This window comes from Bacillus sp. SYZHCR11 (assembly GCF_057196865.1).
Genome location: NZ_JBXUND010000003.1, coordinates 124,335 through 138,365, shown reverse-complemented (window position 1 = coordinate 138,365; position 14,031 = coordinate 124,335). Strand labels below are relative to the sequence as shown.

Here is a 14,031-nt window from a genome sequence, read left to right as displayed (position 1 = left end):
CTACTTGTGTTCGTTACATACCTCTTCCAGATCAGCAAGAATCTGATCGGTTTCATCCCAGCTGAAGATGGATGCGCCGGCCGCAAGCGGATGTCCGCCGCCATTGTATTTCCGGGCAATTCCGTTGATGACCGGACCTTTTGAACGGAACCGGACTCTGATTTGATCGTCTTCTTCTACGAAAAACACCCAAGCGCGGATACCCGAAATATTTCCGAGTGTTCCGACAAGCTGCGACGCTTCAGAAGCGGTGGTTCCATATGTCTCCAAAATGTCTTTTTTAATGAAAACGGAAGCGACGCCGTTTTCAGACAGTGACACATTTTGATAAATAAAGCCGTTAAGCTTCACCACATTTAATTTTGTTTCATACAATTGATTGAACAGCTCTGACGATGAAAATGGGAACTCAATGAGCTCTCCCGCGTATTTTAATGTCTTTTTTGTGGTGTTCGGGAATAAGAAGCGCCCCGTATCACCGACGATACCAGCGTAGATCAGCTCAGCTGCTTTCGTATTCAGTTTCCAGCCGTGCTGCTTTCCTTCCAGGTACAGCTCATAGATCATTTCGCTTACGGAGCTTGCATTCGTATCGACCCATAACAGATCGCCATACGGATCTTCATTTGGATGGTGGTCTATTTTCATGAGCTTTGCGCCGGAATGGTAGCGCTGATCGTCGACCCTGCCTTGGTTTGCGGTGTCGCACACGATGACAAGAGCATCTTTATAGGTTTCGTCATCCACCTCATCGAGGGAATATAAAAAAGACAAGGACGGTTCAGGCTGTCCGACGGCAAAAATATTTTTTTCGGGATACGTTTCCCGCAGGATTTCCGTAAGGCCGCACTGTGAACCGTAGGCGTCCGGGTCAGGCCTCACATGTCTATGTAAGATAATGGTGTCATATAATGATATGGTTCTGATCAGTTCGGATTTCATCGTTTTCTCCTTTTCGTTTTTATTCATTTAATCATACTCTTTATCCATGGAAAAGGAAAATCTTTCAGCAACGGTATAAACGGTTTTGCAAACTCATATAATGGAGGATTTCATTTATGCTGGTTTTTGTTTTTCTCATCGGGCTTTCTGCCTGCTTTTACGTGTATTACAAAGTAAAAGGAATCCAGACGAAACGGGCGCTGGAGAAGGAATGTTTTTCGGCTAAATCAAGTATGGCATTAGGCGCGCTGGTGCTTTTGTACGGAGTAAACCAAATGATTCTGTTCCACTCCGTCCTGACCCTGGTCATCGGCGGCGTCTTCATTTTAATCGGAGCAGGCAGCGCATGGGCCGGGTATAAAGCCTATAAGCATTATGAACCCATCCATGCAAAGGAAGCGGAGAGGGACCACGCATAATGAATGCCAAGGGACCCGGGTGTGTCCCTTAACTTCTCTCCATCAGCTGCACCATGAGCATCGCTTTTGAAACGATGCCGCTTTGGCTTGACACTTCCACTTCCATTTTCCCGAATTTCCGGCCCGCCTCTAAAATGCGCGGTTTCACTTCTATGACCGACTCCATCTGTACGGGCTTCAGGAAGAAAATCGTAATGCTTTCAATGACCAGCTCGCCGCGTTTGCGGGAGCGTAAAAATCGGCTGGCGGCCTGGGTTAAAATCGTTGTAAACACCCCGTAAGAAATCGTGCCGAGCTGATTGGTCATTTGCGGCGTGACTTCATATTGATAAACGGCCGGCGTTTTGTTATCTTCCTCTTCTTTAAATCCCCTTGAAACAATATCATCCAGCTTTTCTCCGACCTGAGGCTGCTTTTGAACCATCTGAAGCGCTTTTAAGACATCCTGACGGCTGATCATTCCGATCAGTTTGTGATGCCCGTCTGTCACCGGAAGCACTTCAATTCCTTCCCAAACCATCATTTGAGCCGCTGAGGCGACAGATGTTTTTCCGATCACCGTGACAGGGTTTTTGGTCATTACTTTTTCAATGGGAACTGACCGGTCATGCCCCGCGATATCTTTCGGTGTGAGGATTCCGTGGATTTTCATCTGCTGATCGATAACCGGAAAGCGGCCGTGTCCGGTTTCATAGTTCTTTTCGTACCATTTCTCCAGTTTATCCTTAGGGAACAGCGTCACTGTCCGATCTGCGGGCGTCAAAATATCTTCCACGAGCACAATCTCTTTTTTTATGAGCTGATCATAGATCGCCCGGTTGATCATCGCGGCTACCGTAAAGGTATCGTAGCTCGTGGAGAGAATCGGAAGCTCAAGCATATCGGCCAGCTCGATAATGCTGTCGTCGGTATTAAACCCTCCTGTTACCAAAACGGCCGCGCCCGCTTCAAGCGCCTGGCGGTGGGCGTTGATTCGGTTCCCGACGATTAACAGGTTCCCCGCGGCCGTATAACGCATCATCGCGTCAAGCTCCATCGCCCCGATCACAAACTTATTCAACGTTTTATGCAGACCGGCTTTTCCGCCGAGCACCTGGCCGTCGATCACATTGACGACCTCAGCGTATGTCAGCTTTTCAATATTTTCTTTTTTCTTCTGTTCAATCCGGATGGTCCCCACACGTTCAATAGTGGAAACGAATCCTTTGTTTTCGGCTTCCTTAATGGCTCTGTAAGCCGTTCCTTCACTGACTTTCATTTCTTTCGCAATTCTTCTGACCGAAATTTTTTCACCGACAGGAAGCGAATCTATGTATGATAGGATTTGTTCATGCTTTGTTGCCAAGCGTTTCACCTCTAAGGACAGTCTTCTGCTTTTATTATAAGGGTACGGGGGATTCATTCGCAATGAGACGCCCGAAAAAAGGCGGCATCACAAAAAAGACCTTCTGAATGCTTGATTCAGAAGGTCTTCGACACATATGTCAGGCAAGCTCAATGGTCTCGCCGACCGCCATGACTTTGCCGACGCCTCCGGGCAGACTTTCTGCGAAAGCGTCAGGGTCCTGTTCAATGACGGGGAATGTATTGTAATGAACGGGGACGACCTGTTTCGCTCTCAGCCATTCAGCCGCGAGTTTCGCATCTTCAGGCCCCATGGTGAAGTTATCACCGATCGGCAGAAACGCCAGGTCAATGTGATTCAGTTCCCCGATCAGTTTCATATCTGAGAACAGCGCCGTATCGCCGGCGTGGAAAATCGTTTTGCCGTCAATCGTTAATAAAATCCCGGCCGGCATCCCGGTGTATGTGATGGTTTTGTTTTCTTCATCAGTGACCGCCGATCCGTGGAACGCCTGTGTCAGTTTTACTTTGCCGAAATCAAATTGGTGCGCCCCTCCGATATGCATCGGGTGGACCTTTAAACCTTTAAAGCCGAGATAAACGGCCAGCTCGTTCGGCGCAATGACGAGCGCATCGTTTTGTTTGGCGATCTGCTCTGTATCTCCGACATGGTCATTGTGTCCGTGAGTAAGCAGGATGACATCCGCTTTCACTTCTTCCGGTTTCAAATTTGTCAGACTGTTTCCGGTCAGAAACGGATCAAAAATAATGTTATGGGTTTTCGTTTCCACTTGAATGACAGAATGTCCGTGATAAGTCACTTTCATCGTTTTCACCTCATAAAAAATTAATATTTATCAAGTTCCCTTTTTGACAAACGAAAAAACTTACAGGGATTGATGCCTGTTAATCACATTCAGCCCGCCTGTTGCTTCAATGACCGTTCCGGTTACAAGATCGGAATCTTCTTCACATAAAAACGCGATGATTCTCGCAATATCCTCTCCGGTTCCGGACCTGCCGATCGGCGTCTTTTCTTTGCCGATTTTCCGTCTTGCTTCCTCTATAGACGCTTCTTTCATATCTCCTACAATATCACCCGGGCAGACCATATTGGCTGTAATGCCTGATTCGGCTTCTTCAATCGCAATGGTTTTCGTTAACGAAGCCAATCCGACTTTAGCCGCTCCGAAAGCGGAACGGTGAAGCCAGCCGGGGGCATGGTCCGCTCCTTGAAAACCGTATGTAATAATCCGGCCGAAGCGCTGCTGTCTCATGACCGGGATAACCGCTTTAAACAGATGGAAAACGGCGCTTAAATTCCCTTCAAGCATGCCATACCATTCGTCATCGGAGTAATCGGCAAGCTTTTTGCGCTCAAATATGTACGGCCCGGCATTGTTAATCAGTATGTCAATCCTTCCAAACCGCTGAAGGGCTGCATCGGCGATCCGCATGAGATCTTCTTTCCGGGTTACATCGCCCTTAACGAATTGCAATCTGTCATGGCACCCGGGATAATCCGCCTTCAGACAAGCGACCGCTTCTTCGTCCTGTCTGTAATTCACTGTGACAGAAAAGCCTTTTTCCAGAAGCATTTCAGTCACTTTTCGGCCCAATCCCTTTGTACCGGCAGTGATTAGAGCATGTCGCACATTGAATACCCTCCCCAGGCAACGTAGCCGCTTCAATAAAATCAAGACGTTTCTCCCTCTACTTTACTATAAACAAACGGCAATATCACTTTTTTGCACTTCGTCCGCACGAAAAAAAAAGCCGTCTTTACAGACAGCTTAATTTTCTGAAGGAGCAGAGGCTTCCTCCATGCCGACATAACCGCTTTGGTATGCCTCTGAGATAAGCCTGGCCGTTTCTTCACTTTCTTTTTCATCATAGATGTAACGTTCTTGTTCTTTGCGCATTCCTTCTACCTCCCATCTTTTATAGATGTAGGGTGTCTGATATGACGGGAAAATATAAAGGAAATTTCAGCAAATTAAATACCGGCGCAGGCTTTTGCTTTTACGAGCGCCTGTTCTACCTGCTGAAAACCAGTTCCGCCGGCGCTCATTCTTTTTTCAACCGCATGATGCGGATCGAGCACGGTATAGATATCTTCTTCAAAGAGACTGCTGGCTTGAAGGAATTCTTCAAATGCCATGTCACTTAAATAGATTCCTTTTTCAATACAGCTGTACACAAGCTTGCCGACCACTTCATGCGCTTCTCTGAACGGCATGCCTTTTTTTGCTAAATAATCGGCAAGTTCCGTCGCGTTTGAAAAATCTTGTTTTGTCGCTTGTTTCATGATGTCTTTGTTTACTTTCATCGTTTCAATCATGCCCGTGAAAATCTGAAGGCTTCCTTCTACGGTTTTCACCGTGTCAAACATGCCTTCTTTATCTTCCTGCAGGTCTTTGTTGTAAGCGAGCGGCAGCCCTTTCATAATCGTGAAAAGACCCATCATATCACCGTATACGCGTCCGGTTTTACCGCGGATCAGCTCCGCCATGTCGGGGTTTTTCTTCTGCGGCATCATGCTGCTTCCCGTCGCGTACGTATCATCCAGTTCAATGAATCTGAATTCCTGCGAGCACCATAGAATGATTTCTTCTGACAAACGTGAAAGGTGCATCATCAGCATGCTGCTGCCGCTTAAAAACTCGAGAATAAAATCTCTGTCACTGACTCCGTCAAGACTGTTCTCGTAAATGGAGTCAAAACCGAGCAGCTCCGCCGAATAGTAACGGTCTATCGGAAACGTAGTTCCGGCAAGCGCCCCGCATCCGAGCGGCGATATGTTAATCCGCTTCATAGCATCCCGAAAACGCTCTTTATCCCGTTCAAGCATCCAAAAATAAGCAAGCAGATGGTGGGCGAAAGAAATCGGCTGGGCCCGCTGCAAATGAGTGTACCCCGGCAGAATGGTCTCGACATTGGCCTCCGCTTTTTCAATCAGCGCTTTTTGGAACTGTTCAATCAGCACGATGATATGCGAGACATGATCTTTCAAATATAGATGCATGTCAGTCGCCACCTGGTCGTTCCGGCTTCTTCCGGTATGGAGTTTGCCGCCTAGCGGTCCGATTTCTTCAATCAGCATTTTTTCAATGTTCAAATGGATATCTTCATAATCAACAGAGAATTCAAGCGTTCCTTCCTCTGCTTTTTGCAGGAGAGTCTGCAGCCCTTGACGGATGGCACCTTCTTCTTCTTCCGTCAGAATGCCGCATTTTTTCAGCATTGCCGCATGAGCGAGAGACCCTGTAATATCCTCTTTGACTAAGTTTTGGTCGAATGTGATGGATGCGCCGAACTCATCGACCCACTTTTCCGGTGTTTTTTGAAAACGGCCTCCCCAAAGCTTCTTCATGCTTCAATCTGCTCCTTTTTTTTCACAATGCTGTTTACTTTTGTCGGCAGTCCCCAAAGCTCGATAAAGCCGATTGCCGCGTGATGGTCAAACGCATCGTCTTTTGTATATGTCGCAAGTTTTTCGTCGTAGAGAGAATATTCCGACTTACGTCCTTCTACAATGGCATGGCCTTTAAACAGCTTGACGCGCACGACGCCGGTGACGTGTTTTTGGGTTTCTTTCAGGAATGCAAGCAGCGCGTCTTTTAACGGCGAGAACCATAAACCGTTATAGATGATTTCAGACAGTTTTTGTTCAATTGCCGGTTTGAAATGGGCCACTTCTTTCACTAAAGTCAGATCCTCAAGCTCTTTGTGAGCCGTAATCAAAGTCATGGCGCCCGGGCACTCATAAACTTCACGGGACTTAATGCCGACCAGGCGGTTTTCCACATGGTCAATCCGGCCGATGCCGTGTTTTCCGGCAGTCTCGTTCAGCTTGAGAATTAAATCAGCGAGCGGGTAGGTTACGCCGTCGATTGAAACCGGAACACCGGCTTCAAATGCGATTTCGATGATTTCCGGAACGTCCGGCGTGTTTTCAAGAGATGCTGTCAGGTCATATGCCCCTTCAGGCGGCGCCGCCCACGGATCTTCTAGTATACCGCATTCATTGGCGCGTCCCCATAGGTTCTGGTCGATGGAATACGGGCTGTCAAGATTGATCGGAATCGGTATGCCGCGGCTTGCGGCGTATTCAATTTCTTCTTCACGCGACCATTGCCACTCACGGACCGGAGCAATGACCTCCAGATCAGGATTTAATGATTTAATGGATACTTCGAAACGAACCTGATCGTTTCCTTTTCCCGTGCAGCCGTGCGCTACGGCCACCGCGTTTTCCTTTTCCGCCACTTCCACGAGTTTTTTCGCGATTAACGGACGGGATAGTGCAGATACGAGCGGATACTTGCCTTCATACATTGTATGGGCCTGCATAGAAATGAGCGCGTACTCCCGGGCGAATTCTTCTTTCGCATCAATCACATAGGAATTTACGGCGCCAACTTCCAGCGCTTTTTGCTGAACGAATGCCAAATCCTTTCCTTCCCCAACATCTAAGCAGCAGGCAACAACATCGTATCCCTGTTCTTGCAGCCATTTTATCGCTACAGAAGTATCAAGACCTCCTGAGTATGCCAATACAACCTTTTTTTGTTCTGCCATGTTAAAAGCTCCCTTTGTATAAAAATTAGTTTTAATTAATAAAAATGCATTTTGTATGTATACACTGTAACAAGTAAATTCTGTTTTTTCAAGCCTTTTATAAAAAAAACCCCACCCAATTTTTTGAGCGGAGCGGAGCCTTTTTATACATTTATAAATCTTTTCGGATTTCCCGGAGCACATGAGGCAGTTCAGGAATAATCAGTTTACTCATTGCAAGCTTTACGGCGCCTGAGGAGCCGGGCGTGCAGAAGACTGCGGTATTTCGGATCACACCCGCTGCCGCTCTGGACAAAATGGCGGCGGAGCCGATGTCCTCCGTATAGCTCAGCATGCGGAACAGCTCGCCGAACCCCGGGAGTTCTTTTGAAAACAGCGGCGTGACCGCTTCAATTGTGACATCCCTTTCGGCAATGCCCGTCCCTCCGTTTAACAGCACCGCATCTGTATATTCATCCATACAGCCGGATAAAACGGCTTTCTGCAATTCATCTTTTTCATCTTTTACAATGTCATAAGCGACCGTTTCAAATCCCGCTTCTCTGATGAAATCCATCATGACGCGCCCGCTTTTGTCGGTTTCTTTCGTTCTCGTGTCGCTGACTGTTATCACCTTGCAGCGCACGGCTGACGGGGCTTCTTGTTTATGTTCATGCACACTCATTGCTTCACCTCATCGTTTATGTATTAAACATATCGTAACGTTTGATTCTGGGGCATTCAATAAAAAAGCACACCCTAAAGGATGTGCTTTTTTCGCTCATTACTGTGCAAGACGGACGACGTCACGTGCGATCATGACCTCTTCGTCAGTCGGAATGATGATGACTTTGACAGGAGAGTGAGGGTAGCTGATAAACGCTTCCTCGCCGCGCACGTTGTTCAGCGCAGGATCCCAATATACACCCATGAATTCTAAGCCGCGAAGCACGCGTTCTCTGACTTCAACGCTGTTTTCACCGATACCCGCAGTGAAAATAATCGCGTCAACGCCGCTCATTCTCGCAGCGTAAGAACCGATGTATTTATGGATTCTGCTTGCAAACACTTCAAGAGCCGTTTCCGCTCTTTCGTTTCCTTCTTTTGAAGCTTCTACGATATCGCGGAGGTCGCTTGAGAAACCGGATATGCCAAGCAGTCCGCTCTTTTTATTTAATGTATTTAATACTTCATCTGCCGTCTGATCCGTTTTTTCCATAATGTACGGGATCAATGCAGGGTCGATGTTTCCTGAACGTGTTCCCATCGCAACACCCGCAAGCGGTGTGAAGCCCATTGACGTATCAATGGATTTTCCGCCTTCTACGGCCGCGATACTTGCGCCGTTACCGAGGTGGCAGGAAATCAGACGCAAATCTTCAAGCGGGCGGCCGAGAAGCTCAGCTGCGCGCTGTGTCACGTATTTATGAGAAGTGCCGTGGAAACCGTATTTGCGGATGCCGTATTTCTCGTAGTATTCGTACGGAAGGCTGTACAGGTAAGATTGCTCAGGCATCGTTTGGTGGAACGCCGTATCAAACACTGCAACCGCAGGCACATCCGGAAGCACTTCTTTAAAGGCTTTAATGCCGACGATGTTAGCCGGGTTATGAAGCGGCGCAAGTTCTGAAATCTCTTCAATCTCACGGATTGTTTCATCCGTAAGCAAAACAGAATCGCTGAATTTTTCTCCGCCGTGAACCACACGGTGGCCGATTCCGTCAATTTCGTTTAAATCCTTTATAATACCGAATTCAGTCAGCTTGTGAAGCAGCATCTTCACCGCAACCGCATGATCCGGAATATCTGTCACTTCTGTATTTTTTTCGCCGTTAACAGAGATAGTGAAAACGCTGTCGGCGATACCGATCCGTTCTACTAAACCTTTTGTTAGCACCTTTTCTGAAGGCATTTCGAATAACTGAAATTTTAAAGATGAGCTTCCTGCGTTAATTGCAATAATTTTAGACATAAATGACGCTCCTATCAAAATTCTTCTTCGTTTGTTCGTTCTTTTTTCCCAGACCATAACTGCGGTCCAAAAAATATCTGACTTTTCCATTTAAACATTGTCAACTCAGCATTTCAAGTCAACATCCACATTGGCACCGCTTACAATACGAAGTCGATATTTTCTGATAAATCTCATTTGTGCCAAATGGACGGCACGGCCTTACGGAATGTTATTTTCTTTCCTTAATTTGTGTTTTCGCCCTGATTTCCATTCATTTTAAAAAGCGAAAAGCAGCGCGGAATTTTGCGTCTCACACTGCTTTTTCGCCATTATTTTTCTTTTTGAATCCACTGATCCAATTTTGCCATCATCTCCCGCATCGCCTGCTGGTTCGCAAAAGAAGGAAGATTCGCCAAAAGCGCTTGTTTCGGCGGCTTTGCGTCTTCGCCTTTTTTCTGCAGGATTAAAATGCTCTTTGCCTGCGCTTCATCTTTAAACATAGTAGCCGGCAGCCGAAGCAGGGCGTTGATATATACTTTTTCCGCAAAAAACCGCTTCAGTTTATCGCTTTGCGCGCTGTCAAACAGATGGTTCGGAATCATAAAAAATAAGTATCCGCCCGGTTTTGTATGTTTGACGCTCTGCTCAATAAATAAGTGGTGGGCAAATGAGTGGCCTTCATCCGCTTTCAGCTCAAACGCTTCAGCGCCTTCGTCATTGGGATAGTAGCCGACCGGCAAATCGCAGATAACCGCATCGGCCGGTTCGATAAATAACGGCTGAAGACTGTCCTGGCAGAACAGCTCCATTTCTTTTTCCTGCAGATTCGCCTGCGCATATGCGATCTTCAGAAGGACATCGTCGATTTCAATGCCGAAGCTTTTTCCCGCTTTGTCAGAAAGCTGGTTTGCCGCGGTCAGCAGAAGATTTCCGGTGCCGCAGGCGGGGTCCAGCAACGTCAGGCCTTTTCGGCCGCCCGTAAATTTATTCACGAGGTAACTGATGAAAAGGCCGATCGTATCAGGCGTCATCTGTCTGTTCGGATGGGACTTATCTTTCAGTCCTTTTAAAATGGCGAGCTGGAACGCCTTGCGGATCCATTCATGCTCCCATTTTCTGAAGTCTGCTTTCGCAAGCAGGCTTTTAAGCTCGCCGGTTTGTTTTTCCTGAAGCGGAAGCTGGTCCGTTGTTTCAAGAAAATACATCTCTCCCGCCTCCGCAAGCCCCTCAATATAAGAAATCTCAAGGCCTTCTGCTATCACTTGGGCGGCTTCATCTAAAAGTTCATAAATCTGACCGACATGATCGTGTTGCATGCTGTTTCCTCCTTGCCATGAAAAGAGCTCCGCGGCAGCACCCGGAGCTCTTTTTCTCTCTTTACTTGATTAACGCTTTTGCAGCTTCGATAGGCTTTTCATAATTCGGGTGGTTTGTCGCTTCGCTTACGTATTCCGCGTAAACGACTTTTCCGTCCTGATCAAGGACGAATACGGAACGCGCCAAAAGACGAAGTTCTTTGATGTAAACACCGAATGCTTCACCAAATGACATCTCTTTATGATCCGATAATGTTTCCACTTTATCAATTCCGTTCGCTCCGCACCAGCGCGCTTGTGCAAACGGAAGGTCGGCGCTGATTGTATAAACGTTCACATCACCGAGTTTTGCGGCTTCTTCGTTAAAGCGGCGTGTCTGCGCATCACATACGCCTGTGTCAATGGAAGGAATAACGGATATGATCGTTACTTTCCCTTTCATATCTGCTAATGTCTTCTCTTCTAATCCGTTTGTCAAAACCGTGAAGTCAGGAGCTTGGTCACCCGGTTTCACTTCTTGTCCGATCAGCGTCACGGCTCCGCCTTTAAATGTAATTTCAGCCATTCTGATTCCTCCCTTTATCTATGTATAGCTCTATCATAGTCGAGTTTTATGCAAACTGCAAAGGTTATGCCGCATCGTAAAAAAAGCTAACTGCGGGCGGCAGTTAACTTTTCTGTTATAAATCGATATCCGTTCTTTTTTGGTTCCGGCCTTTTTCATTCTTTTTAAACATATGCTGGATGCGTTCAATCGTTTGAGGCGCGGAGTCTAACAGTTTATCAATCAGATGGGTGTTTTCGTCTAAATGAAGCATACGCACGCCGTTTGTTCCGACAATCAGAAACGCAATCGGCGTAATGGATACTCCGCCGCCGCTTCCGCCGCCGAACGGGAGCTTCTGCTCTTTTCTTTCATCATCATCGGTTCTTTTTTCAGCCGGCTTTCCTCCAAACTCGCTTCCGCCCGCCGCAAATCCGAATCCGACCTTTGAAACCGTTAAGATTACGCTGCCGTCAGGCGTTTCAACAGGGTCGCCGATGATTGTATTCACGTCAATCATTTCTTTTAAATTTTCCATAGCGGTTTTCATTAAACCTTGAATGGGGTGGTCTGCCATATGCGCTCCTCCTTAAACTGATGAATCATTCTTTGAAGCAACCGGAACCGGCTGTTTCTTTCGTATGATAGAAAGTCCGTTCCGCCCGTATTTGAGCAATTTGAAAGCTGCACCTATAAGATGTCCAAAACGAAAAAAGAATATACACTGCAAATGCGTCTTGGATGCAGGCACTTGAAAAGACGGAATGACTTCGCACACCGGTTTATGTATGAAACGCAGATGATCATACAGCATCGCCGTAAGGCCTCCCTTTACGGCCCACAATCCGCCGGCGGCGATTCCCGTAACGGCGGCGTCCTTTATTCCGATAACCGTCACCCATTCAAACTTCGTAACACGGACTCCCGCAAGAAATGAGGCGGCGATTTGGCGCATCTGCAAGACTTGGTGCAGAATCATTTCTATTCTGTGAATGCTCTGTTTGACATCTTCATATGTGATTTTTTTCTTCTCTTTTTTCTGACCTTTCATTTCTGATTTCGTGTCCTGTTTGACATCAATAGACGCGTCTTCGCTGTTTACTTTAATGACGGGCAGCGTTTTTTTAAAACGGACCAGCCCGTATAAGGCCGAGAGTTTAAACGTCAGTTTGTCGTTATCTTTATCGTGAAGATATTCGAAAGTCAGATGGATTTTCATCCTCATGAGCAGCCAGACCAAAATGAGAATGAGAATAACAGCTGCTGCGGCATATCCCATAGGCTTCACTTCCTTAGCAGCATTATCGCCAAAACCAAAAAAAATAAACCCGGACGTTTATTCCGGGTTTACTGCATTTATTTGCGGTACAGCGCTTCGTGAATCACCGTTGTGTCGGCGATCAGATCGTGAATGCCCTGCTTTTTGGGCGTAAACGCGATGACGATATAGAGAATCCAGATTTTATCGATATAACGCCCCACCGCTTCTCTGAAAATGACGGTGCTCCAAGTCAGCGGCTTTCCGGGCGTCAAAGAAGTAACCTTTAACCCGAAGACCATCTTGCCGAGTGTCTGATGAAACCATTTCGTCATGAACACAAAATAGGCGAGGTAGACGATCAGGGTTGTGACGGAATAAGCTGAGATTGTAAACATTCCGCTTGTTGCCGGGAGCTTCATCAGCGTGAAAATCGGTGAAACGATGAGATGGTTAAGTCCCCAGACCACCAGCCAATCAAGAAGAAACGCCCAAAACCTGATCCAAAAGCCCGCATATGCCTGCTCGGGCGCCCTCTGTTGTTCGGCTTCCTCTTCTTTGCCGTGAAAGCCTTCGTAAGTCGCGTCCATTCTTTCTTCCCCCCTACTTTGCATAGAGATACATCATCCGCGGCGAACCGGATTGCGAAATGAGTTCTTTCATATTCAGAAAATCAATTTCGCTTTTAAACATTTTCGCTGCGCTCATGGAAAAGAGCGAGCCTAATCCGAATCCTTCCTCGTATGTGATGACTGAAGCGTTTTTCATATTTTTATGGTCCTTTTTCATCGCGCTGATCGTATCATCGTAAAAACCGAGCTCATCAACGAGGCCGATTTTTTTCGCTTGTCTGCCGTCGTAAACACGGCCGTCGGCAATTTTTTTCACATCCGCTTTTGACATGTGCCGGCCTTTTGAAATGACATTGACAAATCCTTCATAAGAATCGTTGACCATTGTCTGCATGATCTTTCTTTCTTCCTTCGTCATGTCGCGGGTCGGGGACATGATGTCTTTATGCGCGCCGCTTTTAATGGTTTCAAACTTGATGCCGAGTTCATCGGCGAGCTTGGAATAATTGACGCTTTCCATGATGACGCCCAGTGAACCCGTGAGCGTTTCCGGTGAAGCATAGATTTTATCGGCGGCCGTTGAAATATAGTAGCCTCCCGATGCCGCCATGGAGCCCATGGATACATAAATCGGTTTCTTCGTTTCTTTCTTTAGTTCTTCCAGTTTTTTATGTATTTCCGCGCTTTCGTACACGCCTCCGCCCGGGGAATTGATTTTCAGTACAATTCCTTTGACGCTTTTATCTTCTTTCGCACGCTCAACCTGTTTTAAAAATGATCTGTGATCATACCCGCCTGAGCTGAGCAGGCCAGCGGACCCGCCGTTATCCTCAATCGTGCCGTCCACTTCAAGCACGGCGATTTTACTGCCGGGGCTGCCCTTATCCAGCGTCACTTCCTCTGTGTCATCTGTCAGTGATGCAAAGTCAGACCCTGTATCTCCGATATTCTTCAGCACCCCGACGGTCACACTTGCAATGACCGATACGCCGAAAATGCCGAGCGCGATGACGAGCGCAATCCATCTTTTTGCATTCATGTGTTCTCCTCCTTTTCTGTCAATATTCGTACGTTCCCCCGTAAAAAAAGATTCATTTTTTTCATGAAGCGCTTTCTCTTAAC

The 14,031-nt window shown here is 46.9% G+C and carries 16 protein-coding genes; 1 reads left to right on the top strand and 15 read right to left on the bottom strand.

All coding sequences use genetic code 11. The features are described from left to right. Positions 1-942 (bottom strand): DHH family phosphoesterase, encoded by a 942-nt coding sequence (locus tag AC2CGA_RS12510; protein ID WP_003152435.1) that lies wholly within the window; start codon positions 940-942, stop codon positions 1-3. Between the two features lie 116 nt (positions 943-1,058). Between AC2CGA_RS12510 and AC2CGA_RS12505 the strand changes: the two genes are divergently transcribed. Beyond that, a complete protein-coding gene (locus AC2CGA_RS12505; protein ID WP_003152434.1) occupies positions 1,059-1,361 on the top strand; it encodes a YtpI family protein in 303 nt (100 codons plus the stop codon). 28 nt (positions 1,362-1,389) lie between these two features. Here the strand turns inward: AC2CGA_RS12505 and AC2CGA_RS12500 are convergent, their stop codons facing one another. The 14 genes from AC2CGA_RS12500 to sppA all read right to left on the bottom strand — a co-directional run bounded on the left by AC2CGA_RS12500 (position 1,390) and on the right by sppA (position 13,948). Further along, complete coding sequence (locus AC2CGA_RS12500; protein ID WP_003152433.1) at positions 1,390-2,706, bottom strand: CBS domain-containing protein; 1,317 nt, start codon at positions 2,704-2,706, stop codon at positions 1,390-1,392. Between the two features lie 139 nt (positions 2,707-2,845). After that, positions 2,846-3,532: a metal-dependent hydrolase gene (locus tag AC2CGA_RS12495; RefSeq protein ID WP_003152432.1), complete on the bottom strand. Its 687-nt coding sequence runs from the start codon at positions 3,530-3,532 to the stop codon at positions 2,846-2,848. Between the two features lie 60 nt (positions 3,533-3,592). Next, positions 3,593-4,360: an SDR family oxidoreductase gene (locus tag AC2CGA_RS12490; protein ID WP_003152431.1), complete on the bottom strand. Its 768-nt coding sequence runs from the start codon at positions 4,358-4,360 to the stop codon at positions 3,593-3,595. A gap of 138 nt (positions 4,361-4,498) precedes the next feature. Then, positions 4,499-4,627 (bottom strand): hypothetical protein, encoded by a 129-nt coding sequence (locus tag AC2CGA_RS12485; protein ID WP_088037449.1) that lies wholly within the window; start codon positions 4,625-4,627, stop codon positions 4,499-4,501. 74 nt (positions 4,628-4,701) lie between these two features. Continuing rightward, entirely contained in the window at positions 4,702-6,078 is a 1,377-nt protein-coding gene (gene argH, locus AC2CGA_RS12480; RefSeq protein WP_139885354.1) for an argininosuccinate lyase, read from the bottom strand. Then, positions 6,075-7,286 carry an argininosuccinate synthase gene (locus AC2CGA_RS12475; protein ID WP_003152428.1) on the bottom strand — a complete coding sequence of 404 codons (1,212 nt, stop codon included), beginning with the start codon at positions 7,284-7,286 and terminating at the stop codon, positions 6,075-6,077. Before AC2CGA_RS12475 ends, argH begins: the two co-directional genes overlap by 4 nt. Positions 7,287-7,437: 151 nt before the next feature. Beyond that, a complete protein-coding gene (locus AC2CGA_RS12470; protein WP_003152427.1) occupies positions 7,438-7,950 on the bottom strand; it encodes a MogA/MoaB family molybdenum cofactor biosynthesis protein in 513 nt (170 codons plus the stop codon). A 99-nt stretch (positions 7,951-8,049) separates the two neighbouring features. Beyond that, the gene (locus AC2CGA_RS12465) at positions 8,050-9,237 is read right to left on the bottom strand and encodes an acetate kinase (protein ID WP_003152426.1); all 1,188 of its coding nucleotides are present in this window, start codon (positions 9,235-9,237) and stop codon (positions 8,050-8,052) included. 311 nt (positions 9,238-9,548) lie between these two features. Next, entirely contained in the window at positions 9,549-10,535 is a 987-nt protein-coding gene (locus AC2CGA_RS12460; protein ID WP_015387858.1) for a class I SAM-dependent methyltransferase, read from the bottom strand. A gap of 61 nt (positions 10,536-10,596) precedes the next feature. Further along, positions 10,597-11,100: a thiol peroxidase gene (gene tpx / locus AC2CGA_RS12455; protein ID WP_007408050.1), complete on the bottom strand. Its 504-nt coding sequence runs from the start codon at positions 11,098-11,100 to the stop codon at positions 10,597-10,599. A gap of 115 nt (positions 11,101-11,215) precedes the next feature. Beyond that, a complete protein-coding gene (gene ytfJ / locus AC2CGA_RS12450; protein ID WP_003152423.1) occupies positions 11,216-11,656 on the bottom strand; it encodes a GerW family sporulation protein in 441 nt (146 codons plus the stop codon). Positions 11,657-11,668: 12 nt separating this feature from the next. Next, positions 11,669-12,358, bottom strand: a complete 690-nt coding sequence (locus tag AC2CGA_RS12445) for a DUF2953 domain-containing protein (protein WP_003152422.1) — start codon at positions 12,356-12,358, stop codon at positions 11,669-11,671. Positions 12,359-12,435: 77 nt separating this feature from the next. Next, positions 12,436-12,927, bottom strand: a complete 492-nt coding sequence (locus AC2CGA_RS12440) for an RDD family protein (protein ID WP_007408048.1) — start codon at positions 12,925-12,927, stop codon at positions 12,436-12,438. A 13-nt stretch (positions 12,928-12,940) separates the two neighbouring features. Further along, positions 12,941-13,948 carry a signal peptide peptidase SppA gene (sppA, locus tag AC2CGA_RS12435; RefSeq protein WP_003152419.1) on the bottom strand — a complete coding sequence of 336 codons (1,008 nt, stop codon included), beginning with the start codon at positions 13,946-13,948 and terminating at the stop codon, positions 12,941-12,943. Between the last annotated feature and the right edge of the window lie 83 nt (positions 13,949-14,031).